The 26,244-nt window shown below is 66.3% G+C and carries 25 protein-coding genes; 10 read left to right on the top strand and 15 right to left on the bottom strand.

Annotation, left to right across the window (positions count from 1 at the left end):
- Nucleotides 1-64: 64 nt before the first annotated feature.
- The 10 genes from ACQY9P_RS17205 to ACQY9P_RS17160 all read right to left on the bottom strand — a co-directional run bounded on the left by ACQY9P_RS17205 (nt 65) and on the right by ACQY9P_RS17160 (nt 13,591).
- Nucleotides 65-2,359: a hypothetical protein gene (locus tag ACQY9P_RS17205; RefSeq protein WP_421737995.1), complete on the bottom strand. Its 2,295-nt coding sequence runs from the start codon at nt 2,357-2,359 to the stop codon at nt 65-67.
- A 122-nt stretch (nt 2,360-2,481) separates the two neighbouring features.
- Nucleotides 2,482-4,470 (bottom strand): relaxase/mobilization nuclease RlxS, encoded by a 1,989-nt coding sequence (gene rlxS / locus ACQY9P_RS17200; RefSeq protein ID WP_421737996.1) that lies wholly within the window; start codon nt 4,468-4,470, stop codon nt 2,482-2,484.
- 252 nt (nt 4,471-4,722) lie between these two features.
- On the bottom strand, nt 4,723-5,355 hold the full coding sequence (locus ACQY9P_RS17195; RefSeq protein WP_421737997.1) for a lytic transglycosylase domain-containing protein: 633 nt from the start codon (nt 5,353-5,355) through the stop codon (nt 4,723-4,725).
- Nucleotides 5,343-5,864, bottom strand: a complete 522-nt coding sequence (locus ACQY9P_RS17190) for a S26 family signal peptidase (RefSeq protein WP_421737998.1) — start codon at nt 5,862-5,864, stop codon at nt 5,343-5,345. The genes ACQY9P_RS17195 and ACQY9P_RS17190 overlap by 13 nt, the downstream gene beginning before the upstream one ends.
- Nucleotides 5,857-6,120, bottom strand: coding sequence for a helix-turn-helix domain-containing protein (locus tag ACQY9P_RS17185; protein WP_421737999.1), 264 nt, complete (start codon nt 6,118-6,120; stop codon nt 5,857-5,859). Before ACQY9P_RS17185 ends, ACQY9P_RS17190 begins: the two co-directional genes overlap by 8 nt.
- Before the next feature lie 211 nt (nt 6,121-6,331).
- Nucleotides 6,332-6,652 carry a hypothetical protein gene (locus ACQY9P_RS17180; RefSeq protein WP_428150580.1) on the bottom strand — a complete coding sequence of 107 codons (321 nt, stop codon included), beginning with the start codon at nt 6,650-6,652 and terminating at the stop codon, nt 6,332-6,334.
- Between the two features lie 689 nt (nt 6,653-7,341).
- Nucleotides 7,342-9,168, bottom strand: a complete 1,827-nt coding sequence (locus tag ACQY9P_RS17175) for a ParB/RepB/Spo0J family partition protein (protein WP_421738001.1) — start codon at nt 9,166-9,168, stop codon at nt 7,342-7,344.
- A 138-nt stretch (nt 9,169-9,306) separates the two neighbouring features.
- A complete protein-coding gene (locus ACQY9P_RS17170) occupies nt 9,307-10,368 on the bottom strand; it encodes an ArdC family protein (protein WP_421738002.1) in 1,062 nt (353 codons plus the stop codon).
- A gap of 539 nt (nt 10,369-10,907) precedes the next feature.
- Nucleotides 10,908-11,930: an IS110 family transposase gene (locus ACQY9P_RS17165; protein ID WP_421736430.1), complete on the bottom strand. Its 1,023-nt coding sequence runs from the start codon at nt 11,928-11,930 to the stop codon at nt 10,908-10,910.
- 119 nt (nt 11,931-12,049) lie between these two features.
- Nucleotides 12,050-13,591, bottom strand: coding sequence for a helix-turn-helix domain-containing protein (locus tag ACQY9P_RS17160; protein ID WP_421738003.1), 1,542 nt, complete (start codon nt 13,589-13,591; stop codon nt 12,050-12,052).
- Between the two features lie 150 nt (nt 13,592-13,741).
- Here ACQY9P_RS17160 and ACQY9P_RS17155 point away from each other — a divergent pair, with 150 nt between their 5' ends.
- Both ACQY9P_RS17155 and ACQY9P_RS17150 read left to right on the top strand, forming a co-directional pair.
- Nucleotides 13,742-15,007 carry a hypothetical protein gene (locus ACQY9P_RS17155; RefSeq protein ID WP_421738004.1) on the top strand — a complete coding sequence of 422 codons (1,266 nt, stop codon included), beginning with the start codon at nt 13,742-13,744 and terminating at the stop codon, nt 15,005-15,007.
- Nucleotides 15,000-15,200: a hypothetical protein gene (locus ACQY9P_RS17150; RefSeq protein WP_421738005.1), complete on the top strand. Its 201-nt coding sequence runs from the start codon at nt 15,000-15,002 to the stop codon at nt 15,198-15,200. The genes ACQY9P_RS17155 and ACQY9P_RS17150 overlap by 8 nt, the downstream gene beginning before the upstream one ends.
- On the opposite strand, the gene ACQY9P_RS17145 is transcribed toward ACQY9P_RS17150, so the two are convergent.
- From ACQY9P_RS17145 to ACQY9P_RS17135, 3 genes are read right to left on the bottom strand one after another with little or no spacing between them, the layout of a single operon-like run.
- Nucleotides 15,169-15,786: a hypothetical protein gene (locus ACQY9P_RS17145; protein ID WP_421738006.1), complete on the bottom strand. Its 618-nt coding sequence runs from the start codon at nt 15,784-15,786 to the stop codon at nt 15,169-15,171. The two genes, ACQY9P_RS17150 and ACQY9P_RS17145, sit on opposite strands and share 32 nt — an antisense overlap.
- Nucleotides 15,783-15,950 carry a hypothetical protein gene (locus ACQY9P_RS17140; protein WP_421738007.1) on the bottom strand — a complete coding sequence of 56 codons (168 nt, stop codon included), beginning with the start codon at nt 15,948-15,950 and terminating at the stop codon, nt 15,783-15,785. Before ACQY9P_RS17140 ends, ACQY9P_RS17145 begins: the two co-directional genes overlap by 4 nt.
- A gap of 9 nt (nt 15,951-15,959) precedes the next feature.
- The gene (locus ACQY9P_RS17135) at nt 15,960-16,319 is read right to left on the bottom strand and encodes a helix-turn-helix domain-containing protein (protein ID WP_421738008.1); all 360 of its coding nucleotides are present in this window, start codon (nt 16,317-16,319) and stop codon (nt 15,960-15,962) included.
- Nucleotides 16,320-16,415: 96 nt separating this feature from the next.
- On the opposite strand from ACQY9P_RS17135, the gene ACQY9P_RS17130 reads away from it, so the two are divergent.
- The 5 genes from ACQY9P_RS17130 to ACQY9P_RS17110 all read left to right on the top strand — a co-directional run bounded on the left by ACQY9P_RS17130 (nt 16,416) and on the right by ACQY9P_RS17110 (nt 20,423).
- Nucleotides 16,416-17,516 (top strand): multiubiquitin domain-containing protein, encoded by a 1,101-nt coding sequence (locus tag ACQY9P_RS17130; protein ID WP_421738009.1) that lies wholly within the window; start codon nt 16,416-16,418, stop codon nt 17,514-17,516.
- A complete protein-coding gene (locus ACQY9P_RS17125; RefSeq protein ID WP_421738010.1) occupies nt 17,513-18,892 on the top strand; it encodes a ThiF family adenylyltransferase in 1,380 nt (459 codons plus the stop codon). The genes ACQY9P_RS17130 and ACQY9P_RS17125 overlap by 4 nt, the downstream gene beginning before the upstream one ends.
- A 2-nt stretch (nt 18,893-18,894) precedes the next feature.
- Nucleotides 18,895-19,254 (top strand): DUF6527 family protein, encoded by a 360-nt coding sequence (locus ACQY9P_RS17120; protein WP_421738011.1) that lies wholly within the window; start codon nt 18,895-18,897, stop codon nt 19,252-19,254.
- A 128-nt stretch (nt 19,255-19,382) separates the two neighbouring features.
- Nucleotides 19,383-20,204, top strand: a complete 822-nt coding sequence (locus ACQY9P_RS17115; protein ID WP_421738012.1) for an SDH family Clp fold serine proteinase — start codon at nt 19,383-19,385, stop codon at nt 20,202-20,204.
- 12 nt (nt 20,205-20,216) lie between these two features.
- Entirely contained in the window at nt 20,217-20,423 is a 207-nt protein-coding gene (locus ACQY9P_RS17110; RefSeq protein WP_421738013.1) for a hypothetical protein, read from the top strand.
- Nucleotides 20,424-20,705: 282 nt separating this feature from the next.
- Here the strand turns inward: ACQY9P_RS17110 and ACQY9P_RS17105 are convergent, their stop codons facing one another.
- Both ACQY9P_RS17105 and ACQY9P_RS17100 read right to left on the bottom strand, forming a co-directional pair.
- The gene (locus ACQY9P_RS17105) at nt 20,706-20,963 is read right to left on the bottom strand and encodes a helix-turn-helix domain-containing protein (protein WP_421738014.1); all 258 of its coding nucleotides are present in this window, start codon (nt 20,961-20,963) and stop codon (nt 20,706-20,708) included.
- A gap of 79 nt (nt 20,964-21,042) precedes the next feature.
- A complete protein-coding gene (locus ACQY9P_RS17100) occupies nt 21,043-21,294 on the bottom strand; it encodes a helix-turn-helix domain-containing protein (RefSeq protein ID WP_421738015.1) in 252 nt (83 codons plus the stop codon).
- Between the two features lie 111 nt (nt 21,295-21,405).
- Between ACQY9P_RS17100 and ACQY9P_RS17095 the strand changes: the two genes are divergently transcribed.
- From ACQY9P_RS17095 to ACQY9P_RS17085, 3 genes are all read left to right on the top strand, one after another.
- Nucleotides 21,406-21,942: an RNA polymerase sigma factor gene (locus ACQY9P_RS17095; RefSeq protein ID WP_421738016.1), complete on the top strand. Its 537-nt coding sequence runs from the start codon at nt 21,406-21,408 to the stop codon at nt 21,940-21,942.
- Nucleotides 21,943-21,955: 13 nt separating this feature from the next.
- The gene (locus tag ACQY9P_RS17090; protein WP_421738017.1) at nt 21,956-22,987 is read left to right on the top strand and encodes a FecR family protein; all 1,032 of its coding nucleotides are present in this window, start codon (nt 21,956-21,958) and stop codon (nt 22,985-22,987) included.
- A gap of 195 nt (nt 22,988-23,182) precedes the next feature.
- Nucleotides 23,183-26,233 (top strand): TonB-dependent receptor, encoded by a 3,051-nt coding sequence (locus ACQY9P_RS17085; protein WP_421738018.1) that lies wholly within the window; start codon nt 23,183-23,185, stop codon nt 26,231-26,233.
- Nucleotides 26,234-26,244 lie beyond the last annotated feature (11 nt).

Raw genomic sequence — 26,244 nt, 5'->3', positions numbered from 1 at the left:
TGCCTTGTTCACAGTGCGTCCACACGGCTGAGGCTCAGGCCCCCACCGGCCGGGAAAGCCAAGCCTAGTCGTCCAGATCGGAGAACACATCGGCCAGCGGATCGGCGGCCGCTGTGAACGAGAACGGGCTCTGACGGGTCGTCGACCCGGCCTCGCGACCACCCCCGGCTTGGCTGGCGTAGTAATATTCCTCCTCTCGTTGCCAGTCGTCCTCCCGCTCGGCCTCTTCCTCAAGCTCGCCGACACGCTGGGCGACGCGCCTCTTGACGATCTCCAGAACCTCGGCGGCCTCATCCTCATCAACCCATCCCGCCAGCTCATCGACGAAGGCGATCAGTTCGGCGAAGGCTTCGGTGGGCGATCCCTCGAAATCACGGCTCGGCTCGTAATAGGCGATGTAGCTTGACCCGCTGTCGCGCAGCTCAGCGAGCACGTCTTGGAGCAGCTCGTCGAACCTTTCGGCGCCGAGCAGTTCGCGGGCCGATGTGCTCAGGCAGGTTCGTAGGCCCAGTTCAGTCAGGCCTTTGACGATGCGATTGCGCAAATGCTCCAGGTGCTCGGGCGAGACCAGTCCCTCCGGTAACAGCACGGCCGCCAGCGCGAGCGTCTGGTGTTCGAGGCGACGGCCGTCGTCGAGGACCGGGTGGTTGATGGCCAGAGGCGCGGTGAAGTACCGCCGCCGAAACTCCGGGGTTGCTTTCACAATCAGGAACCATCGCGGCAGCCGCGTTAGCCGCCCCCAACGGTGAGCCTTCATACGGGCGATCAGGCGGTCGAAGTGACCGACGCCGACCTCGATCTTCGCGCCCTTGACCGCCACGCCCGCACAGACGACCTCTTCGAGAATGCGTTCAGGCGGCGCGCCGCGCAGGTAGACATCGAGCAGGACCGACGAGCGCGTCGTGAAGGACGCAAAGGCCTCGCCGACGGTGGGATGGCGGAACCGCCAAACCGGCTCTCCCTCCTCGACACGACGAACGCAGAACGCCCCTTCCATAGCCACTAGCTCGCCGGCGATTTCCGGCGCTGAAACTGGGAAGGCATCCAGAACGACGTCGAGCGCCTCGTCGCGTGGCAGCGTCACCGGCAACTCGCCGCCCAGCATGAACAACAGGGCAAGCGCCGCCTGGCCCGCCGGCGCCAATCCGCCAATCACCTCTTCCAAGTACTCGTCGGGATTATCGACATAGCGCTCCAAGGCATGGGCGGTCAGCTCCATCTCGCCGGTGATCGCCTCCAATCCCAGCCGGCGCGCCACCTCCGGATTGAAACGCGGGTGGCGCGACACCGCTGGTGCCAACGGTTTGAAGCCTGACTTCCAGGCGCGGCTGTGGTCGCCAAGCTTGACGTGATTGGCAAGGATCAGAGCGCGATCCCGCGCGCTGAAATCCTCGACCTTGACCTCGACGATACCCTTGCTGAGTCCCGGCGCGGTCGAGAGCTTCAGGCGCGGCTGTACGGCGCGCCAGATGTATGTCCGGGAGGTCAGGACGAACCGATTGCCCTTGGCCAAGGCGGCGATCAGGGCTGGGAGCTTGCGGTTGAAGGTGTCCGCCGCGAAGTAGTCCGCCTGGGTTGGCCCGAAGACGTCGTCGATCCAGAACAGTCGCGGCTCACGCGGAAGCCAGTGCCCATCGAGCTGATCCAGGCCGCTCAGCTCATAGGGCTCGGCCTTGAAGGCGTCGACCGAGGCCACCGAGAGTGCCCGGGCGATGGTGGACTTGCCCGCAGCTGGCTCACCCAGCAGCACCACGACGCCGTCGCTGAGGAGGGCGCGGACGGCGGCGCGATAAGGATCGGTCGCGACGAACCTGTCGAGATCGGCGCGGGACGCCTCCAGCAACGCCTGGGTCTGTTCGGCCCGGCGCCCGTCAAGGATCAGGGAGAGATCGCCGATCCCATACACACGCGGCGCTAGGACCCGAAGGTTGGGCGAGCTTCGAATGCGCCGCACCAGATGCTCGCGTCCATGCACGTGACAGGATTTGAAGCCGGCGGCGAGTACGCGCTTCCGGATGGCGTTGACCGCGACACGGGAGACGCCGTGATTGGTGACCAGCAGGTAGGCGTCAAACCCCTCCGCGATGAGCGCCGGCAGCTTCTTAAATTCTTCGACGAGGCTGGCCTCGGTCAGCGATTGCTGACGGGCGGTGTGTTTGGCCTGGATAGCCCATGTCCACGGAGACTTGACGCCCTGGAACGTGAAGCACGCATGCTCGCCGTCGACACCGCCGTCCCAGGTCTTGGCGTAGGAGATCACCGGCGCGCCGAAGAGATCCTCGGCGTAAGCGATCGCCAAATCCTGAAACGAGGCCCAGCCCAATTCCTCGAGCGCGAGATGGTTGGCCGCCGGAAGCATCTAGCCCCGCTCCCCTGAACTGCAGACTTGGCCAAACATCGACGACACATCGTCCTCCCTTGTCGTGAGCATGAGCGAACCGACGTCCTCGCGCGACTATTTCCTTCGCGCCGATCTTGGCGTCACGACACCGAAGGGCCACCCCGGCCGCGCCCGATCGTCCAGCTGACGCCTGCCTCGCGCAGCACGCCGGACACAGCGCGCCCCTCCTGCCCCTCCAGCGCCCGCTTCCACGGCACCAGCGTGAAATCCCGGCTGCGCTCGATCACCGCGAACCGGCCGCTGGCCAGGTCCACCGACCGCCGGTAAACGCCCTCGATCCGTTGGCCGGGGCGCGCCTCGGAGAAGTTCAGCCCCGTCTCGCGCGCCAGGCCTTCGGCGGCGGTAATCAGGTCGCGCCGCTGTAGGCGAGTCAGCAGACCGGCGCGATAGATCACCTGGTTCTCGTCCTGACGGGCCAGGCCCTGGTCAAGCAGCCACTGACGTCGCGCGGCCAGGGCCTGACGGGCCTCCCAGCCAAAGCCCGCGTCGCGCAGAGGTTCGGGTGCCTCAGCGATCAGCTCGCGATCAAGCCAGGTCACGCCGGCCGCGCCGACCTGCTGGTCAAGCGGCCGGCCGCTGAGGGTCGTGACCACCACCGGTGCGGACTCCGCCTGCCGCCTTTCGAAGGCGGCGGCCTGCTCAACATGGTCGGCGCCGATGATCCAGGTCCCGTCGTCCTGGCGCTCGACGGACGCGCGGCCGCGCCGCATCGCCTCCAGCCGTCGGACGTGGGCCTCGGCGAAGCCGGCCGAGGCCGTGGGATCTGCCGCCAAATGTAGATCGATACTGTAGCGCCCCTCATTGGCCTGGGCGATCGCGGCGACGGTGTGGTCGACGGCCCGGGCTTGCGTCGAGCGCGGCTCGACCCGGATCACCGCGCCCTCGGGGATCGGGTCGGTCGCCAGGCTGCGCCCTATCTCGACATAATGGGCGCGGCCATCGACGCCATCGACGACCAGGTAGTGGCGGTCCTTCAGTTCATCCGACAGGCCTCGCGCCACCAGGCGGCCGACCAGCGGGCGGGCGTCCTCTGCCGTGGGCTGATAGATCACCTGGTCGGCGCGGTCGCGTTCGACCCCGCCCTGCGTCAGCGCCCGGTAAAGGGTCTTCTGGATGTCGCCGCGTTCGCCCATCCGCCGCAGGGTGTCCTCCACCCCCTCGGCCAGGCGCCACCGGGTGGGCGCCTCCTCCTGGGCCAGGCCCAAACGCGCCAGGGTCTGCAGACGTCCGGCGCGCAAGGCATAGAGGCGCGGATCGACATGACGCGGCGAGACCAGCCCGTCCTCGGCGAGGTCGCGCAGCAACCCCCGGTCCAAGCTGGTCAGCCGCTCCTGACCGACCTCCCGACGAAGCCGGCCCTCGATCTCCAGATCGCCGCGCGGTCCCAGGTCCAGCGACACCAACTCGGCCGCGCGCTCACGCAGGCCCTGGGTCAGGTATTCCTTGGCGATGACGAGATCAGCGCCCCGATCATTGCGCCCGCGCACGATGATGTGGGTGTGCGGATGGCCGGTGTTGTGGTGATCGACCGCCACCCAGTCGAGCTTGGTGTCGAGATCCTTTTCCATCTGCGCCATCAGCCGGCGGGTCAGGGGCTTGAGGTCCTCGTACTCCGCGCCATCCTCGGCCGAGACGATGAAACGAAACTGCCGGGCGTCGTCGCCGGCTTCGGCGCGGTCGATGAAGGCCCGCCCGTCGGCCTTGTCGGTGTCGGCGCCATAGAGCTGGCCGGGCGCGCCCTCGCGGGTGACGCCGTCGCGCTGGACATAGCGCATGTGGGCCCGGGCCGCGGCGATCCCCTTCCCCGCCAGCTTGGGGATCGAGAACTTCACGATCACCCGGCGCGATCGATAGGCGGCGAAGTGATCGCGCGCCGCCAGCACCCGCCCCACGCCCGCGCCCTTGCCGATCCGCGCGCCGGTGAACCCCGTCCGCCGCGGCGCCCTGCCGAAGGTCCCGCCGCTGGCCAGCATCGCCGAACGCAGCACGCGCGACAGATAGCTCTTGGGCTTCCCGCCGATCGCCCGAAGCTTGCCCAGGCGGGGTTCGAAATCGTCGTCCTGAGCCATCGCCGGCCTCCCTGTCAGCAAACTGGGCGCCTTTCCGCCGGTGCGGAACTGGCGTCATGAAATTCCACGAAATTTCAACCCCTTAGCCATGACCTAGCACTACCCCTCGCCGCATGGCGGGGTATGGCGCCACCGGCCGCAACCCAAAAACCGATGTGCAGACAAACACTTGCGCGGACAGGACCGAAGGGCGTGGCGCCAGTGCTTTCATCTTGCCTTTCGCGCTTCCCTCTCCCAACGCTCAAGCTTCCCTCAACCCGGTCCATCGCCCTGCCCTGATCCGCCCCTGACCGGCGCGAACAGCCCGCCCGAAGGCGCGGGCGTCGCGCTCGGACGTGCCGTGACGGCAGCGGAGTCCAGATGGAAGAACAGCCGCGTCCCCGACAGCACGGCGGGCGGAAGACTGGCCGAACCCGGCGCCCTGGCGAGCACCCGGATATAGGCCTCCGTCTCGGCTGGAAGCGCCGCGCCGGTGCGAAGATGGGCTTCAAAACGGGTCGGTCCGGCGTTGTAGGCTCCGAACAATCCGGGATAGCCGAACCGCGCGCGCATGGCCGAAAGATAGGCCGTCCCCGCCAGGATATTGTCGCGCGGATCGTAGGGATCGAGGCCAAGACCATGGGTCTTGGCGAGGTCCCGGTAGGTCCGGGGCATCAGTTGCATCAGCCCCATGGCCCCGGCGCGCGAGGTGATGGGCGCGCCGTTGAGATGTGTGCGCCCTCCACTTTCGGCGGCGATCACAGCCTCGATCCAGGCCTGCGGAATGTCGAAACGCCGCGACGCCTCGGCGATCCACGGCCGCCATTGGGCCACGCGCGCGGCGGTGTTCGACGGCGGCTCCGGGACACTAGCGACCACCGGCGGCGGACCGATCAGCGCAGCCATAGCGGGGTCGCCTTGCCGATGATCGCGCCCCTTTCGACCGGCCCAAAATAGCGGCCGTCGAACGAGTCCGGGGCGCTGTTGAGCAGCATCACCTGGCCGTCGGACAAGCGCAGGCACCCGCGCCACCAGGGCAGATTTCGGCCCTGGTGATCGGCGAGACGCCGCACGGCGACGAGGCGGCCATCGATGGTGATGGCCGTCTCGCGCGCGCAGACCGTGGCGCCCGAGATGGCGGCGATAGTCTTGATCATCGGCACATTGGCCGGGAGATAATGACGCTGGGCGGCGAGACGGCGGGCGGCGGGCGGCGGCTCGACCAGCACGCTGTCGCCCACGGAAACGGGCGCGCCGGGCCTGATCCGCCACAGGCCGATGGGCGCGCTGGCGCTGGCGTTCCACACCAGGCGCGGGACCGGATCGAGCGCGAGCGGCGCGGCGAGCCCCACCAGGGCGAGCCCGGCCGCGACGGCCATGGCCTGGCCGCGCGGGGTGAGCACGCGGCTAAACATGGCGCGGCTCCGCGGCCTGGAGACGGTCGGGATCGAAGGTCGATCGCTCGCCCTTGGACCAGGCGTCCAGGTCGTCGATGTGATAGCGCACGAACCGGCCATGACGCCGGGGCGTGGGTCCCGCGCCCTCGCCGCGCCAGTCCACCAAGGTCCGTTGCGACAGCCCCAGATAGTGGGCGGCCTGGGCGGTGTTGAGGAACGGGCTGCCCTTTTTGGCGCGGGCCGCCCGTCTGTTCGCGTCGTCGTCATCCGTCATCGCCGTGCTCCTGACCGCGGCGATGGAGGGAAGCGGTGGGCCGCGCTGGGGCGAGCAAGCCCCGAGGATCGCGTCGGCGGGACGAACGCAAACGCGCCCCTGATTTTCGTTCCCCCTATCTTCCTTCAGCCTTTCCTGGGCGGGCGGTGGCCCCCGGCGAAAGCCGGCTCACGGGGAGAAGCCCCTCGCCAACAGGCGGGGGGCCAATCCGTCAGGCCGGGGGCCTCCAGATCATGCGATAGACCTCCGGCGAGAAGGTCTCGGGGACATGCAGCACCGTGATCTTGAGGGGCTTGGGACTCCATTGCGGTTGGGCGACATGCAGCACGATGGATTGATAGCCCGACATGTCGTCCACCTGGGTGGAGCCGCTGCCGATGACCAGGCCGGACCACAGCACCTGATAGTCGAACTGGTCGGGCAGAAAGCTGTCATGCGGCACGACCTGGATGTCGGCGCACTGGCCGAAGGTCTGGATTTGGCCGGAAAGGGTTTCGTCGGGGGCGCGGGTGAGAAAGCCGAGCTCGATCATCAGGGGTCTCCTGGAGGTCCTGCGCCGGGGCCGATCCCCGGCGATGGCCCCCCGCATGGCGCGGCCGTCTCGCCCTGACCCGAAGGGCCGCAGCGCAGCGAAGGACCGGAGCGACGAGCTTTTTTGCAGCGAAGCGCCGCGATGAGCCGCGCCCCTGGGCGTGGCGGGGAAAAAAATCGACGCGATGGTTCAGGACGGGACGGAAGCGCCATAGGGTTTGGGCCTACGTCGCGGGATCGACCCGGCGCTGGACCTCCAGGAGGCCTCTGATGAGCGAGCGCGTGTCGCGCGCCCGCGCGTCCGACGAAGCGCTTTGTGGCCAAGTCCAGGCCTTCGGCCGGTGCGCCGCGCCTCCGCTGAGGCCGCATGACAGCTTCCTGCCGGGCCGGTCCGACTATCAGGTGGTGCGGTCGCCCCGGTCATCGGCGGCGGCTCCACCCAGGTGGGCGACGTGTCGGGCTATCCGACATCGTCCTGCATGTCGCCCAACCGCCGTGCCTCCCCAAGCGTCTCAAGATCACGGTGTTGCATGTCCCCGAGACCGCCTTGCCGGAGGCCTATCGCAGGATCTGGAGGCTCCAGGCCTAAAGGCTTGCCCCCTTGCGCGGCGCTGTCCACGAACCACGCGCCACGACGAAAAGCCCCCGGATCGCAAGACCCGGGGGCAAGGCTCAAGTCGCGTGGAGGCTCTATTCAGCCGCCAGGATCGCCGGGTTGGGATCGGCCGCCAAGGTGATCGCCGGGGGCGCGACGTTGGCGGGCGCGGGCAAGCGCACGCCGCGCAGCAGCGGCGCGACGGCCTTACTCCGCTGGGCGGTGGCGAACGGCCTGCGCGTGTAGGCGCCGGCCGGGAAGGTCAACCATTTGGGCGTCCATTTGGCGACCTTGGGACGGTCGTTGGTCCCGTCCAGGAAGTCGCGCAGGATCGCCTTCTGGGTCTTGATCTTCTCGGTCAGATTGCCGTCCGCGACCTTCTTGCCGCCCACCTCCTTGAGCATGGCGTTGACGGCCTCGCGGTCGCGCATCAGGTCGAAGAAGGCGTCGTCGGGCGTCCAGAACTCGCCCATGTCGACCTTTAGGTAGGCCCCCGCCGCCTCGACCTCGGCGCTCCCGGCGGCCAGGGTTTCCCCGATGACCACGGCGGCGACCGCCAGGACGTCGGCGTCGGGCAAGGACAGCAGCTTGGCGAAGACGCCCGCCGCGCCGCCTGCGACCTGCTGGCCGACCAGATCGCGCTCGGGATCGGCGCCCAGCAGGTCGCAGGCGGCCTTGCGCTTGGCCTGAAAGCTGGCCTCGGCGGGGCTGGCCTCCGCGCTCTGGGCCACGGCCTCGACGCCCGCCCGGCGCGGGTCGGGTTCGACCCGCCACAGGGCGGTTCCGGCCACCGCGTGGGCGAGCAGCAGCCGCAAGGCGACATCGGCGTGATCGGTCAGCACCGCGCGGACGGCGGCATGACGATGCAGGTCGATATAGCTCTGCTGGTTGCCGGTGACCTCGGCGCGATCCGTCTTCGGATCGGCCTCGCCGCTCTCGCCGCGCGCCGCCTTGACGGCGGCGGCCTGGGCGCGCCGGGCTTCCTTGGCGGTCAGGAACCCTTCATGAAGCGTGACCTCGCCGCGATGGCTGACCGACACATAGACCTTGCCGCCCTTGGCCTTGCCGACGCGCTCGTGTTTCCAGCTGTCGAACGAACGCCCGGTCTCCAGCACCTCCACGGCGGTCCAACCTTCGGCGAGCAGGGCCTCGCGCTTGGCCGCCAAGGCCGCGTTCTGGTGGGTCCAGAACAGGCCCGGATCGGTGAAATAGCTGTCCTCGCCGAAAAGGTCGGCGATGATGGCGCCGGGGTAGTCGTCCAGGCTGAACAGGGCGTGCTGGGTCGGGATCGCGGCGCCGCCGAACAGCCAGTTCTTCAGGCCCTGACCCAGGGGCGTGGGCTGGTCGGGATCGTCGTAGATCGCCAACCAGTCCTTTTGCTGGGTCTTCGTGGCCAGGGTCAGCAGGCGGATGGCGCCGATGTTGATCTTCTCGTCGCGATAGAGCTTGCGAAGTCGCGGCAGGAGATTGCCCAGCGCCAGGGTGCGGTTGACCACCGCCTCGGTCATGAAGAAGGTGACGGCGATCTCCTGGGGCGTGCGCCCTTCCTTGATCAGCTTGGCGAAGGTCTCCCAGGTCGAGACCTCGTCGGGCGGCAGACGATTGAGGTTCTCGATCAGCGAGGCCTCGATGGCGGCGGCGTCGTCGCCGGGGTCCAGGATACAGATCGGCACGGGATCGATTTCGACCCCGGCTGCGATCTCGGCCTGGGCCGCCGTCAGGCGGCGCGCCCCGGCCACGACCGCGAACGCACCGGGGATGACGACGCCGTCGGCGAACTTCTCCTGGACCAGCATGGGCACGAGGACGCCACGCTGCCCGATCGACGGCCGAATGTCGGACACGTCTGGCTTGGGCCGCCCATAGTGCATGTTGAGCGGCGAAATCGTCATGTTGCGGGGATCGGCAAAAGCAAGTCTCATAACAAACGCTCCTGTTTTTCAGGGGGGGAACCGACCCCGTCCGTGATGCTGTCCAAGGCGCGGGCGGGGTCGGGGATGCGCCGGGATTGGCGCGGGTGATCCGGCGCCGGGATAATCCCGGCGCGCGGAAGGGCGAGATCAGGCGGCCATGCTTGGCTGCGGCGGGGCCGGTTGAGGCGCGGTCGGGGCGTCGGTCTCGAAACCGGCGACCGGCTCCGGTGGCGGCGCGGCCGCAAAGGCCAGCAGGAAATCGGCCGCCTTGGAGGCCTGGGAGGCGGCGCGGAAGATGGCACGATTGTCCTCCTTCAAGACCCCCAGCCACGACCCGAGGTAGTCGGCATGGCGGACGGTGGGGACGATGCCGAGGCTGGCGCAGACGAAGGCGGCGCCCATTTCGGCGACCAGCTCCTCGCGGGCATAGGCCTTGCCGCCGCGCACGCCCGACTGGTCGCGATCCAGGCGCGAGCCGTGCCCCGTCCAGTGCGACAGTTCGTGGAAGGCGGTGCGGTAATAGTTGATCTGGTCGCCGAAAGCCGGTTGCGGCGGGACCTGTACGTAATCGAACAGCGGGTCGTAGTAGGCGCGCGGCCCGCCGATCCGGAAATCCGCGCCTGTCGCAGCGATCAGCGCCTCGCCGATGGGCACGGCCTGCCGCTCGGGGAGCGGCGCGGGCTCGGGATCGACGCCCCCCAGCCCCTCGCATTGGGCGAGATTGAAGACGGTGAAGCGCTTGAGAAAGGCGACCTTGCCCGGCTCCTCGCCGGTCTGGGCGGCGCGCTCCTGCTCGGCGCGCGGCGTGAAGCGGTCGGCATAGACCACGGTCGTGCCGCGCTCGCCCTTGCGCACGCAACCCCCGGCCGCCAGGGCCTGCTTGAAGGTCAGCCAGCCTTGCGAGGGATAGCCGTGCTCGATGACGGCGCCCCAGAGGAGCAGGATGTTGACGCCCGAATAGCGGCGCCCGGTGATCCCGTTGCGCGGCAGGGAGAGGGCCGCGCCCCCTGCCCGGCCCCAAGGCTGGACCCAGGGCAGACGCCCGGCCTCCAGCTGGGCGATGATCTTGGTGGTGACCTCGTCATAGAGGCTGACTTCCACCCGCCGGGAGGGCGTGACGGCGGCGGACGAGGCGTCGGCCGACAAGGGCGCGGCCTGGGCGGCGGACCTTTGGCGCTTGCCCTTGGGGCGTTGACCGGTGGGGCGCATGAGGATGCTCCTTCACCGCCCCAAAACCCCACATCCTTTCCCCGGAAAGGGGGGTGGGCGGCGAAGAAGCCGGTTAGGCCCGCCGCAAGGGGCGGCGGCACCCGAAGGGCCGCAACGCAGTGGAGGAGCCGGCCCCTTGGCCGGCTTGCCGCCGACCCTGGCGGGCCTATACCGGCGCGCCGCCCACCCCGCTTTCTGGGGAAAGGCAAGCAAAAGAGCCATCGCGCGAAGCGCGATGACCGCTTGGTTCTGACCAATGACCTACAAGCGCCATGTGTGGACGGCTCCCCGTTGGCAAGGGTTGATCTGATGTTCTGCTAGGCTTGGTCGGTGCGGCCATGTGTTCGACCTGTTAGTGCGGTACGCATGACCGCTGGCCATAATGCCTTTCGCGAAGATGGGTCCCGACCATAAGCACGCGCTCGAGGCGCGCTGGCGCAGATGGGTTTTCCCGCCTTCCGGTATCGACCGGCTGTTGCATTACATCTCGTCCGCCCTTCCCAAGTTCGTCGGCCGCGGCGTGGCGCCGAGCCTGTCTTCTAAGCCGGCTGCGGCTCCCTGTAGCGTTCGCCGCTGGTCATGATCGCCCAGATCATTCGGGCGTTCTTGTTGGCGAGCGCGACCGCCGCGACCTTCGGCGTTCGTCGGGCCAGCAGTTGCACCAACCACGGCCGACGCGTGCCGTTGCGTTGCGCGTAGCGAACGACGGCCAGTGCGCCGACCACCAGCAGCTGTCGCAGGTATCGATCGCCCTGCTTGGTGATGCCGCCCAGCCGCTCCTTGCCGCCGCTGGAGTTCTGTCGAGGGACCAGGCCGATCCAGGCCGCCAGATTGCGTCCGGTCTTGAAGGCTGCAGGATCGGCCACGGCGGCGACCATGGCGCTGGCCAGCAGCGGCCCGACCCCAGGGATTTCCATCAATCGGCGGCCAACTTCGGTCGCGCGGGCATTGGTCCGGATCAGCCGATCGTTCTCGAGGATCTGCAGGTTCACCAACCGAAGCTGATCGACCAGCATGGTGAGGCACACGCGCGCTTCTCGCGTCACCCGTTCGTCCGCGCCATCGAGGATCACCGCGATCAACTTGCCCAGCCCTTCTCGACCGATCGCGGCGGTCAGGCCGAACTCGGCCATGTGACCCCGGATCGCGTTGGAGAGCTGGGTGCGTTGGCGCGTCATGACCAGCCGTGTCCGATGCAGCACCATCACGCCCTGCTGCTCAGGCGACTTCACCGGCACGAACCGCATCGTTGGGCGGGTCACCGCCTCGCAGATAGCCTCCGCGTCGGCCATGTCGTTCTTCTGGCGCTTCAAATAGGGCTTCACGTAACTGGGCGGCATCAGCCGAGCCTCATGGCCTAGCCTGGTGAGCTCGCGCGCCCAGTGATGGGATGCGCCGCACGCCTCGATACCGACGAGGCAGGGCTCCAACTTGGCGAAGAACGACAGCAGACGCGCTCGCGGGAGCTTCTGCCGAATGACGACGGCGCCCTCCGCGTCGACGCCGTGCACCTGGAACACCGACTTGGCGATGTCCAAACCGATCGTGACAACCTGACCCATGGCCTTTCCTCCAGCTCTAACCGGAAGCCAAGGCTGCCGGTGGGGTGGAGAGCCGTCCACAGCATCATGAGCGGACTCAACGACCGCTCCGGAAACAAGACGCTCCCTAACGTGACCGACTAGGCGGGCGCGAAGTAGACTTCGTCCAGTCGGCCAGCCGCGCGATAGACACTGCTCATGGCCGCTACCTGGCCGGCCTCCACCAGTGTGGTCACGCAAACCTTGAGCAGAGCTAGCATTTCTTCCTTTGATGGCGCGCCCTCGGCCGGGATCCCCTGAAGGGCTAGGGCGATATTGCCTGCCGCCTTGGCGTCTGCGGGTTCCTCGCGGTCACCGGCCAGGATCGCCGCCAGAAGCTTGGCCGGCGTGCCGGTATGGTTAGCCAGCGCGGATTGCTTGCCCAGCGCGCGGTCGATCATCTTGGCCTTCGCCTTGATCTTGGTGGTCGCAACCCCTTCCAATAGACCGGCCATTTCGGCGCGGGACAGCTTGGCCTGGTTGCCGAAATAGAAGATCGGAACCCAGTCGCGGTTAGTGCCAGCTACCGCGAAACGAATGTATTCGAATGGGACGAGAACCGACTCTTGGTCCAGGAAGTTGCGCAGTACGTCGTCGTCGGTGATCAGTCGCCGCCCGCCGGGCACTTTCTCTCCGCCAGCGGCGGTGATTTCGCCTAGTAGCTTGAGGGTGGGCGCGCCAGCTACTTCGTCAAACTGGCCTTCCTTGATGAAATTGATCTGGTCGACGAGGGCCTGATCGATCTGCATCGGACGCCCGGCGACCTCCAAGGACCCGTCGGCGACATTGAGGACGGCGGAATTTTCCACGCCGATGTCGGCGATCTTACGAGTCACATCAACGAGGGCGCGCAATCGTCTGGCGTCGCGCGCGTCCAGCAAGGTGCGCAAATCCCCGAACTTGATCGGCGCGCTCTCAGCCGGATAGCGAAACAGGATCGCGCCGTCGTCAAGTCGGTCGCCGGGCCGGTGAACGATGACCGGTTTATCGACAAGGGGTTCGACGCAGACATAGCCGACCTGCAGTCCTCCGACCTCGATCACGCCCTTTCGGAAGCTGGGTGTTGGCTGAAGGTGGGCCTTCACTGCGGAGGTCAACTTAACCAGATCCAGCTTGGCAAAATCATCGCTAGTTAAGCCGACGACTCTGCCAGACTTGTCCTCCACGCCCAGCAGAATCACCCCGCCTTTGTTGTTGGCCATCCCGGCAATCGCCCGCACCACCGGCGCCAGTTTCTTTACATCGACCTCGCGCTTGCACTCGATTTCGTCGGTCTCCCCCGACGTCAAACGCCACTCGTTGTCTTTTTTACTCGAGAACAGCGCCGCGATGCGCCCATCGTCGGTGGGCGGAGCCACCGGTCCGCCCGGCCCCTGGATAGGTCCAGCCTTGAACTTGGCCAGAAAGGCGTCCAGCGCCTCGTCGCTCGCTGCCGGGATGCCCGCCCCATAGCCGTCTTGTCGGATACCTGTGATGCGTCCCGAATTGACCGGCCGATCTTGGCGATTGAAATAGAACTGGATGTCGCGGTTTTTCATGTCGCGCGCGAGCATGGCCCTAATCAGGCCAATCTCCTCGTCGGATACACTGCGCCCCATTCGTCCCTCGCGCTTTTCGCGCAGCGTAGCTTGACCGCTCGCCATACGCGACTCTCACCGCCATGCGGTCCTGAAGATGAGTAAGCGCCAAGAGCCGCCCCAGGGAACACCTCCAAGAACGCGACATCAGCCACCGAACGCTTGTAGCGATCGTCGCGGTCATGCACCCTTGTTCCAAGGGACTCAGGGGCGGACATGACGGCGGAAATCGCGATTCTAAACCGCACGGCCGTCGCGCTTGCAGCGGACAGCATCGTGACGCTGGCTGGCGGCCTTCGCCCCAAAACCTATGATTCCGCCGAGAAAATCTTTGAGTTGTCGCGCTTTCAGCCGATCGCCTTGATGATTTACAACAATGCGCAGTTTATGAATGCGCCCCTTGAGATTATCATCCGACGTTATCGCGAAACCCTTACGACAAACCAGTTTAAAGAACTGGTTCAAGTGTGGCCAGCGTTCGAGAAGTTTCTACTCGGATTCAAGCACGAGATCGACGATGAGCTTGATCACCTTCAAAGCTTTGCAGTTTCTGAGCTGCATTTTCTTCAGGCCAAGCTGTTCAATCACATGATCGAGTCGCTGGGCAAGCGTCGCCGCAAAGGGACGGAGACTGGCGAAGATGTCCTGCTACGGCGCTGCCTGGAACGTCAGCGGGAAGCCGAGGATTCGCCGCTTCCGAACGACGCGTTCGACGAGTTCACCCTGGAGCACTTCACCGAGCGGTACGGCAAAACGCTGGGGGAGATCACCGCGAAGATCATCCCGCTAAGTGAACTGACGGAAGCCGTTCAATCGGCGATACGCGCGATGATGTTCGCCGTGATCAAGTCCAATACGCGCTCGACCGCTTTTACCGGCTTCGTGTTCGCCGGCTTCGGAAGCGACGAGCTGTTCCCGACATTGCACGCGGTCGAAGTAGACGGCGTCTATTTCGATCGCTTTCGAATTCTGGACACAAAGCTGATCGATATTGACCGCCGGGGCGAGACGGCAGCGGTCGTGCCGTTCGCCCAGAAGGACATGCCTGAGCGGTTTATCCTGGGAATCGATCGCGAGTTCGAAAAGGCGCTGGAAGACATCGCCGGGAATCTAGTCGGTCAGGTGATTGATCAGAACAAACGCGCGTTCCGCAACGGGCGCGGCGACCTGATCAAGGCGGCGGCCACCAAACAATTTCGGGACGGCGTGGAACGCCTCAAGAAGAAAAACGCTCACAATCTCAATTCCGTGGTCAATCATCTCTCCAAAAAAGAACTGGGTGAAGTCGCCTACTCGCTCGTGGAACTGACGTCACGCAAACGCCGCTACTCCAGCGACATGGAGACGGTAGGCGGCCCAATCGACGTCGCCATCCTGACGCGCAACGAGGGCTTCATCTGGGTTCGCCGAAAGCATTATTTCGATACGAAACTAAACCCAAGGTACATGCAGTCCCTCTCAGGGAGCACACGTCATGGATGACCACCGGTTTCGGCGCGGCATTGACCCGTTCCCCCCCACGGATGACCAGTTGCGCGCGTTTATAGAAGGCGACACCATCGAGGACATCGTTCGCCAAGTGTCCGACGCCTTCGCTGAGGATCTGGCCAAGATCATGCGTCAGGCAAGCGAGAAGCCGGCGGTCAGGCGGAGCGCGGCAGGAAAACGCCCTTGATCGAGCCAATGGTGCGTACGGCGATCTGGGTGTGCGTGCGACTGTAGAAGCCGCCTCCCGGGTACACCGCGCCGCCCTCCACGAAGAGGCCCCGGACCGTATCGAAGGGCGCGATGGCGGGGATTTGCCCGCGCGCGGTCGCGGCGGTCGCCTCATCCTCGATGTTCTCGTGCAGGTGCTTGATCACCGCGCAATCTAGGAAGCGCAGCAGCTTGTCGCCCTCCGCCACGCCCCGAGGATCTCGGTTCTGCGGCATAGCCAAACCCGCTGATGAACGGGCTTGCTCGAACGATTGATAGGCGTCTTCGAGCAAAGACAGATCGGTGCGAGTCGTCAGGTCCAGGCAATTACCCAATTCGATGACGGCGCCGATGACCGCGGCGTCGGCATAGCTGCCTCTGGTGACCTTCGACTGAGCCCACTCTAGCGCCCGCAGAGGGTCACCCTCCCAGAAATAGACTCCCGGGCCTAGCCAATCGTGATCTTCCTGGCTCAAGCGAAACACGCCGCCCTGGAGCAGTTCCTCAGCGATCTTCTGGGAGCAACCGTGAAACCCGAGAACAAAGCTGGTTCTCAGTCGGCTCATTCGTCCCGAGCCGGCGCGCCGCCATATTGAGGCCGCAGAGCGCCGTCGCCGTCATAGAGCCCCTCTTCGATTAGCCATTGGCGCGCCATTTCCGGCGTCTGGGTGCGTTCTTCAGCACGACGCCGAAGCATTTCCCGGATCGCGATACGTTCGGCTTCCGTCATCGGTTCCTCCTATCCCGCTAGGGGTTTACGTAGGCGGACATAGGCAGCGGTGATCATGTCGATCATGGCATCGCGCCCCTCGGCCGGCAGGCGGGGATCCGACTGCAGCATCGTGGTGATTTGGCTGAGCGGCTCCGCGTCATAACTCAGGCTGGAGCCGCCCACGAACGTGTCGGCGCTCAGCCCGGACCATTGCACCAGCGCGGCCAGACTATCGACGTCGGGACGTTTGCCCTGAGCCATGCGCGTGAGCGTGGAAGCGCTGACACCTGACTCTTCGGCGACCTGCTTCCAGTTAAGGCCCTTGGCCGCGCGCGCGCTGTCCAGAGACCGATAGAACGCGCCGCCCTTGAATTCCGCTTTCGGCATTCAATTTCACTCTTGCAATCGACGCGCCGGCGCCGCATATGGACCTTGTGATTGCATACTAGCAATTACGAACCACTAACGCAAACGGAGCCCGCCATGAGCGCCAATCCGACTACCGAAGCTTTCGGCGGCCTCTTCATCGAGGTTGCCGACACCGACCTTCAATTCCGCCAGCTGGGCGTCTCGGACGCTACCCTGACCGGTCGCCAGATCTTGTCGTTTTGCGACGCCACCCCGCGGGAGGACTATGTGGTTCTCCAGTGGCTGGCCAACGGCGACATCGAGGAACTGCGTGAGGACGAGGTCGTAGACGTGCGCGCCGCCTCCGGCGCCAAGTTTATCGTCTCCAGTAGCGACCGCCTGTTTCGGCTAGTGCTGAACGATCGCTCGCTGAGCTGGCCCGAGCGCGACATCACCGAAGCGGCGCTGCGCACCTTGGGCAAGATCGCCGAAGACCAGATCCTCTACGTACGGCGGGAGGAAGAGGTCGATGCTCCGATCCCGGCCGGCGGGACGCTCGCGCTCGGCGACCTGGGCGTGGAAGTGGTCTATGCAAAGGCCGCGATCTGGAAGCTCAATGTCCAAGGCGTGACCGTCGATTCGCCTCAGCCGACGATCATAGTGCGCGACGCCCTGGTTAAGGCGGGTTTCGATCCCGATCAGGGCTGGATCATCGTCCTCAAGACGGCCGACGCCAAACGTCAGGTCGGCCTGGACGAAGTCATCGACCTGCGGGCCCCGGGCATCGAGAAGCTGCGCCTGACCCCGCGTGAAATCAACAATGGCGAGGCCTCGATCCCCAGGCGCGCCTTTGGCCTTCTGCCGATCGACGAGACCGGCCTGGCCCAGCGCGCCCAGCGCTGGGAGACGGTCGTGGAAGGCGGCCGGCGCTGGCTGCTGCTCCACGACGTGGAGCTGCCGGCCGGCTATTCGACTGCGCGCGCGACGATCGCTGTCGAAGTCCCCAGCGCCTATCCGGCCGCCGAGCTCGACATGTTCTATTGCGCTCCGGCGTTGGCCCGGATCGACGGCCTGGAGATCCCCCAGACCCAAGTGCAGGAGCCGATCGAGGGTCGCCTGTTCCAGCGCTGGTCGCGCCATCGCGGCGCGATCGCGCCCTGGCGCCCGGGCCATGACAACGTCATCACCCATCTGGCCCTGATCGAGGCGGCTCTTCTGCGCGAGGTCGAACAGTGACGGCCTCGGCCTTCGATCTGGTGATCAGCGGCCAGGCCCACGCGCAGCTGCAGACCCACCTCTTCCCGGGCGACGGGAAGGAGGCGGCCGCCATCCTGCTATGCCGCCACACTCTACCCGCGCGCCTCAAGCTGATGGTCGTGGCCGTCCGTCCGGTCGAGCACACGCAATGCCAAAGGGAGCGCGACGCCTTGGTCTGGCCCGGGCAGGCGCTGAGCGCGGCGATCGACGAGGCTGAGGATCTGGGCCTGTCGATCATCCTGGCCCACTCTCATCCCGGCGGCTGGCTGGATTTTTCCCAGACCGACGATCGGAGCGACGCGGCAACCATGGCGGCCATATTTGGCGGTTGGTCCGGGCCCTTGCCTGCGGCTGGCCACGGCAGTGCGGTCATGACGCCCGACGGACGCCTCATCGCCCGCCTTTACGGGCCTGAGCTTTCGCCCATTCCCGTCGGCCTCATCGCGGTGGCCGGCGATGATCTGTGCTTCTGGGCCCACGGCGACCGGGACGATCACCCCATGGCTTTCTCCACTGGCATGACGCGCAAGCTTGGACACCTGCGGGCCTGCGTGATCGGCGTCTCCGGGACCGGTTCGATCATCGCCGAGCAAGTGGCGCGTCTGGGCTTTGGGGCACTTACCCTGATCGATTTCGATCATGTGGAAGCTAAAAACCTCAATCGGATTTTGAACTCGACGAGCGAGGATGCACGAAGCTGCCGGCTCAAGGTCGAGATGTTCGCCGACGCCGTCGGTCGCCACCGGCCGGATCTGGAGGTGCTGGCGCTGGCCCAGAGCATCGCCACGCGCGAGGCGGTCCTGGCGGCGGCGGGCGCGGACGTGCTTTTTTCCTGCGTCGACACCGCCGAAGGCCGGCAGATCGCCGACCTGATCGCCCAAGCCTTCATGATCCCGCTGTTCGACATGGGGGTCTCGATCCCGACCCGGCGCACGCCTACCGGCGAGGCCGTGGTGGCAGAGGTGTCCGGTCGGCTGGACTATGTTCAGCCGGGCGGCGCGACGCTGGGTGATCGCGGTGTCTACACCCCGGCCCTGCTCCGCGCCGAATACCTGGCCCGCGTCGCGCCCGAGGCCTTCGCCGCCGAGCGCGAGGCCGGCTACATCAAAGGTGCCCCCGACCAGGCCCCGTCCGTCATCTCCCTGAACATGCGCGCGGCCAGCGCGGCGATGCTAGAGTTCATCGCCCGCGCGTTCCCGTTCCGCCACCAGCCCAATCGGCGCCAGGCCAGGACGATCTTCGCCCTGGCCGACGGGGACGAGGATCTCTATTCGGAAGACAACTTCACCGCCAGCAGCCAACCGGGAACGGGGGCCGTAGAGCCCCTTCTTGGCCTGCCCGCGCTGGGAGCCTGACCATGTCGATGATTGCAAGACTGTTCGCCGGGCTGATCGCCTGGCTGCAGGGTCTCTTTGGTCCTCGCCCCCTGCGGGTGCAGTTCATCGAAGGCGACGAGCTTCCGGCGACGCTTCCGGCGGGACGACTGGTTGTGGCCCGCGAGGACGCGACCTTGTGGTCCGCCGGTATGGTGTGCCCGTGCGGTTGCGGCCGGCGGCTGGAAGTGATGTTGTTGGAAGGCGTCAAGCCGCGTTGGGATCTGCGCCTCAACCCCCGCGGCTTGCCGACCCTCCATCCATCGGTTTGGGTCAAGGACGGCTGCCAGTCACATTTCTGGCTGCGTGATGGCTTGGTTCAATGGTGCGGCCCGGAAAGATAACAGCGCTATGACGCCCTTTCGATTCACCCTACGGTTCGCCACAAAGTTGGGCACCGTGGGGGAAACGCGTGGACGGCGATGAGCTTACTCACACTACGAAATACGTTGAGTCCGAACTCACGAGACGCTTGAAGACTATCGAGGAGCACCTCGATTGCGACGTCATCACGTGCATCCACCCGATCAGCCAGCCGATGGACGATCTGATCCGAGACTCGATTGAAGACATCCAAGGGCGTCGAGCGAAATTGCTCGTCATTCTCGAGACCAATGGCGGATCCATCGAGACGGCCGAACGGATTGCGGACGTCTTTCGCCACCACTACCCCAATGAGGTCAACTTCCTCGTTCCTAACTTCGCCATGTCCGCCGGTACGGTCTTGGTGATGTCCGGCGACAACATCCACATGGACTACTACTCCATCCTGGGCCCGATTGACCCTCAGGTTAGGAACCGCGACGGCCAGTTTGTTCCGGCTCTCGGCTACCTTGAGAAGTACGACGAACTCATCAGGCGCTCAAACCGCGGCAGCTTGTCGGCTGCGGAGTTGGCATTCCTGATTCAAAAATTTGATCCCGCGCAAATTCATCGGTTCGAACAAGCGCGCGACCATTCCGTTGATCTGCTGAAAAAGTGGCTTGTTCAGTACAAATTTAAAAACTGGAAGAAGACCGAAACCGGCAAAAAAGCCGTCACCGCGAAAATGCGTGAAGCGCGGGCATCAGAGATCGCAAAGGCCCTTAACGATACAAAGAGGTGGCGTTCACACGGCCGTGGCCTATCGATGAGCGTTATAAAATCGGATCTCAACCTCTTGATAGCGAACTTCGGCGACGATCCGGAGTTGAACAAGAAGGTGCGTTCGTACTATCGGCTCCTGCAAGATCACATGTCGGGCAAGGGCCACACCATCGCGCTACAAACACGCGATGGCTTTTTGGCAATGTGAGGGAGTCACACCATGGACGAGCTCGAAGCCCAAATCCGCAACAACCCGAAGGCCGCGCGCGAAGCTGCGGCGCTGCGTGCAGCCTTTCAGGCCGTCGAACAGCTCCGGGAAGCTGGCTTTGCTGCGGGTGAATATGATCTCGCGCCTTCGTTCGGAGGAAAGACCGCGCCGGCGCCTCGGCATGGGCTTGGTGACCTGCGAACCGTATACTCTCGGTAACATCCACAGCGATGGACTGCTAGCGGCCTGAGCCGCTAATGAGCCAGCGCTAGTGCAATGGCAGCGGCTAGCCGCGTGGCCGAAAGCGGACCTTCCCAACTTCGGCAATGAGTCACGTTCGGGCCAAATCCATCAACTAAAGCCGCTTTGCCGGCCGCGTCAGCGATCGTCACCCGAATGGGCCGAGACCGCGTAGCGGGCTCGGCGGCGGCCGGCGCGGCTTGCCGCGTCCGGCGCCGTAGAGCGCGGTCGCGCGCGCGCGCGAGACGCCCAAGACTGACTTCAGATTTTAAAGGACGTTGGGACTGTGGCGATCACTTCGGCGAATAGCCGTTGAGGGTCCTCTCCCATCGCCCGCGCCAGCGCGATGAATTCCAGCACATCGACCCGGCGCTGGGAGGTCTCGATCAGAGAGATCATGGCTTGATCCCGACCGACCTTCGCGGCGAGTTCGACCTGGGTCAGGCCAGACCTCTTCCGCGCCGCGATCATGATATCGATAAGCTGCGCATGCGCGCCCTCGAAGATCGTCTTGGACATGAACGCCGACCACAGGAATTAGGACCGGCGGACCAAATATATGGAAAATCCGCATACTTATATTTTCTGTAATTTGATCTCAGCTACCTCTCTCGTCTGGCGACAAAAGCTTCGAGAACATGGACTGAGGATCCTTTTCCAGCGCCCGAGCTAGAGCAACAAATTCGATGATATCGATACGACGCTGCCCTCGCTCGATGAGCGAAATAAAGCCCTGGCCGCGCCCGACCCGCGCTCCGAGTTGCGTCTGATTCAGACCAAGGCTCTTTCGAGCCTCAATCAGAAGCTCGACCAGGACTATGTGCGCGCTGTCGAATATCGAGCTTGGCATCCGCCGACCACGAATTGATCAGCAAACCAGCTATACGGAAAATTCCGATATCCATTTTTCCAGTATTTCAATACGATTCCGTCCCGCCCCCACCGGCTTGGAACGCGGCTCATGCCTCCGCTCAACGCTCAGCTTGTCGCCCCCGACGACGACGCCCCGCCCCCCTCCCAGCCAGCGGCTCCCCAGCCGCCCCTGGCCGACGAGTACCTGCGCCATCGCGCCTGGCTGACGGCGGCGCTGACGCGGCGCTATGGCTCGGACGCCGCCGACGACATCGCCCAGGACACCTGGCTGCGGGTCCGCGGCTATGTCCCGCCCGCGCCGATCCGCCGTCCCAAGTCGATGCTGATGCGCATCGCCCTGAACCTGGCGTCCAATCATCGGCGCAAGGCGGCGCGCGAGGTGATCACCGATCCGGCCGACTGGACCTTCGATCGACGCGGCGCGGAGGGCGACCAGGACGCGGCGGTGATTTTTGAACAGATGTTGCTCGCCTTACCGCCAAAGTTGCGCGATGTTTTCTACCTGACCCATGTCGAGCAAAAGACCTACGCGGAGATCGCGGCGCTGCTGGGGATCTCGCTGGGCGCGGTGGAAAAGCGGATGAGACAGGCCGTCGCTAAATGCGCCGACTTCATCGGGAACTAGGCGGACCACGCCCATGAGCGATCACCAGACCCAAGCCAGAGCCGCTAGCCCGACGGCCGCCGAGCGCAAGCGGGCGCGCGACGAGGCCGCGGCCTGGTACGCCAAGATGCACGGCAGGGTGACGCACCGCGAGGTGACGACGTTCTTCGCCTGGCGCGCCGACAGCCTCAACGACGCGGCCTACAGCCAGATCGAAGCCTTGACGCAAGGGGTGCGCGAGGTCGCCGGCGATCCCCGCATCCAGGCCATCGGCCAGGATCTTCAGGCGCGGCGGCGACGGCGCGGCGACGCCCCGGCCCGGCTCAAGGCCCGCCCCGGTCCCTGGATCACGGGGCTGGGCCTGGCGGCGGCCGCCGTCCTGGCCGGCGTCCTGCTCACCACCCAGCCCTTCGGCCAGACCTATCGCACGGCGGTGGGCGAGCGGCGGGTGGTGGCCCTGGCCGACGGCTCGACGATCGATCTGAACACCGACAGCCAGGTGCGCGTGCGACTGTCGCGGGAGCGGCGCGCCATCAGCCTTGACAAGGGCCAGGCCCTGTTCGCCGTGGCCCACGATAAGGCGCGTCCGTTCATCGTCACGGCCGGCGACACCGCCGTGCGGGCGGTGGGCACCCGGTTCGAGGTCTATAGGACCGGGGCTGCGGTGCGGGTGATCCTGGCCGAGGGCCAAGTGTCGGTGACCCAGGCCCACGTCCCTGCCCCGACGATGATGCGGGCCGGGACCCGGCTGGATGTCGCAGGCAAGACCCCTACCCGTCCGGTCGCCATCGACGTCGCCGCCGCCACCGGCTGGACGGACGGCCGCCTGACGTTCCAGGACGCGCCGCTGGAGGAGGCGGTGGCCGAGGTCAATCGCTACAGCCGCAAGAAGGTGGTGCTGGGCCCCGGCGTTCCGGCCGACGAGCGGGTCAACGGGATCTTCAACGCCGGCGACACCACCGCCTTCGTCAAGGGCGTGGCCGCCTCGCTGGACCTGAAGACCACCGCCCGCGACGACGGGGCGATCGAACTGACCGGTCCCGATCACGCGGGCGCCGCGTCCTGACATCGGACAAGGCCCGCGTCGACGCGCGCCGGGCCTCCTCCCGGCCCACGACACCGACGTTCGACGACCTACGTCATATTTTTTTCACAAGCCGGTAAGGCCAGCCACCCCCTGGCGGGTCTCCACTCCAGGCGCCCTCGAAAAGACGTTCGTCACCACGACGAACCCGGCGCGCCTTGGGGGATTATTGACGCCATGGTTGCAGCGTTCCGCCCGGGCCTCGTCGGCCTGTCCCTTCTGGCCCTGACCACCGCGCTCGCCGGCCCGGTCCAGGCCGCCCAGGCGCCCTCGGCGCCGGCCACCGTCTCGGCGGTGCGCACGCCCAAGGGGCCGCTCAAGGCCGCCTTGCTGGCCCTGGGCCGCCAGACCGGGGTGCAGATCATCTTCACCAGCCGGGCGGTCGAAGGCCGCCAGGCCCCAGCCCTGAACGGTCCGTTCAGCCTCGACGAGGCGCTCAGCCGCCTGCTGGCCGGCAGCGACCTGGAAGCCCAGCGCGCGGGTCCCACGGTTCTGGTCATCCGGCCACGCGCCAACCTGGTTCCCGCATCGGCGATCTCGCCGTTGGCGCCCGATCTCCTGGCCTCGCCGCCCACCGATCCGGTCGAGGCGGCCCCGCCCGTCCAGACCGCCAACGACGCCACGATGCTGTCGGAAATCGTGGTCGGCAGCCGCATCCGCGGCGTCAAGGACAGCGCTTCGCCGGTGGTCGTCCTGGGCCGTGAGGAGATCGACCGGGCCGGCTATGCCAGCGTCGCCGAAGCCCTGACCGCCCTGCCCCAGGCCTCGGGCGGCTCGGCCAGCGAGGACAGCCTGGCGACCGGGGCCGATGCCAACTTCAACAACACCCTGCGCGGCACGGGCGTGGATCTGCGCGGTCTGGGCGCGGACGCCACCCTGGTGCTGTTCAACGGCAAGCGCCTGGCCGGCGCGGGCCTCTATGGCGACTTCTCCGACATCTCGTCGATTCCCTACGCGGCGGTCGGCCGGGTGGAGGTCCTGCTGGACGGGGCCTCGGCGCTCTATGGCTCCGACGCGGTCGGCGGCGTGATCGACATCCGCCTGCGCACCGATCTGGACGGCGGCGAGACCCGGCTCTCGACCGGAAAGGCGACCCAAGGCGGCTACGGGCGGTATCTGGCCAGCCAGGCGTTCGGCAAGACCTGGTCGGGCGGTCACATCCTGGCCGCTTACGAATACACCCGCAATGACGCCCTGCACGGCCTGGACCGGCCCTATACCGGCAACGCCGACCTGCGGTCTTTGGGCGGCACGGATCGCCGCAGCGCGACGGCCAGCCAGCCGGCCAACATCCTGCGCCTCAACGCGGCGGGCGCCTATGTCTCGACCTACGCCGTGCCGGCCGGTCAGAACGGCGTCGGCCTGAAGCCCGGCGATTTCGTGCTCGGGACCGTCAACTATCAAAACCAGAAGGCGGCCTACGACATCATCCCGGCCTCAACCCGCCACAGCGCGGTGGTCTCTGTGGGCCAATCGGTCGGTCCCGTGGCGCTGTCGGGCGATTTGCGGTTCGCCCATCGCGAGATCTTCGCCCGCAACGTGGCCCCGACCACGACCCTGATCCTCAACGCGGCCAATCCCTACTACGTCTCGCCCACCGGCCAGGCCTCCGAGCGGATCGCCTATTCATTCCTCAACGAGCGCGGCGGGGTGAAGAACTGGGGCACGTCGGAAAGCCTGGGCGCGGCGCTCGGCGCCAAGACCGAGCTGGGCGCCGACTGGACCGCCGACCTTTCGGGCACCTACGCCCAGGAACTGGGGATCAGCCGCACGCGCGGCCAGCTCAACGCCACCAAGCTCAGCGAGGCGGCGGGCCTCACCGCCGACAGTCCGTTGACGTCCTTCAGCGCCGCCCGCGACGGCTATTTCAATCCCTATATCGGGGCGGGCTATTCCAACCCGGCCGCCGTGCTCGACTTCATCCTGTCGGGCTGGGACCTGACCAAGACCCGCAGCGAATTCAAGTCGGCCAATCTCGACTTCGAAGGCCCGCTCCTGCGACTGCCCGGCGGCACGCTGCGGCTGGCGGTCGGCGGCCAGGTCCGCCGCGAGGAGGTGCGTACGGGCGGCGCGCGGCTGCTGTCCGGCTACTCGGCCATCGAAAAGGCGACCACCCGCTACAGCCGCGACGTCAAGGCCGTCTATGCCGAGCTGAACGCGCCCCTGGTCGGCCCCGACAACGCCCTGCCGTTCGTCCAACGCCTGGAGCTATCACTGGCCGGACGGATCGAGGACTATGACGACACCGGCTCGACCCGAAACCCCAAGGTCGGGCTGATCTGGGCCCCCAGCACGAGCCTGACCTTCAAGGCCAGCTACGGGACGTCGTTCCGGGCGCCGTCGCTCTACGAGCTGCACCTGCCCTACACCATCACCCCGATCCCGGTGACCTATCAGGGCGGCCTGCTGCCGGCTCTCGTCTACCAAGGCGGCAATCCGGACCTCAAGCCGGAGACCGCCACCTCCTGGACGGCGGGCGTCAGCTACACGCCGACCGCCGCGCCCGACCTGACCCTCGGCCTCAACCTCTACCGGATCCTGTTCAAGAACCGGGTCGGCCAGCCGGTGGTGATCAACCAGGCCCTGACCTCGGACGAATACGCCGCGTTCCGCACCAGGGTCAGTCCGGCGACCAACCCCGCCGACCGCGCCAAGGTGCTGGCGGTGATCGCCGACCCCAACGCCTCGGGAACCAGCGCCTACGACACCGACACCTATGGCGCGATCATCGACGCCCGCGAGGTCAATACCGGCAGCCTCGAGGTCGAGGGCCTGGACGCCACCGCCGGCTACAAGACCAGCCTGCGCGGCGACCCGCTGGTCCTCAACGCCAGCCTGTCGTGGCTGACCCACTATAAGCGCAAGCTGACCCCGACCTCGGCGCGCACCGAACTGGCCGGCCAGGCCGGATACCCGGCCGACCTGCGCGCCCGGGTCTCGGCGACCTGGACCCATGGCCCCGCGTCGGTGACCACCGGGCTCAACCATGTCGGCGACAGCTATGCCGACACCGGCCGACGCATCCATCCCTGGACGACCTTCGACCTGCAAGGGCGCTGGCAAGGCAGGATCCTGGCGGTCGACGGCCTGGCGGTGACGCTGAACATCCAGAACCTGTTCGACCGGGACCCGCCCTTCTACGACAACCCGTTGGCGGTCGGCTACGACCCGGTCAACGCCGACCCGCTCGGCCGTGTGGTCAGCCTGACGCTGACCAAGGCCTGGTAGCCCGGGGCTTA

This window comes from Caulobacter sp., from assembly GCF_965279145.1.
Classification (GTDB): Bacteria; Pseudomonadota; Alphaproteobacteria; order Caulobacterales; family Caulobacteraceae; genus Caulobacter.
This window is presented reverse-complemented; position numbering and strand designations above follow the sequence as displayed.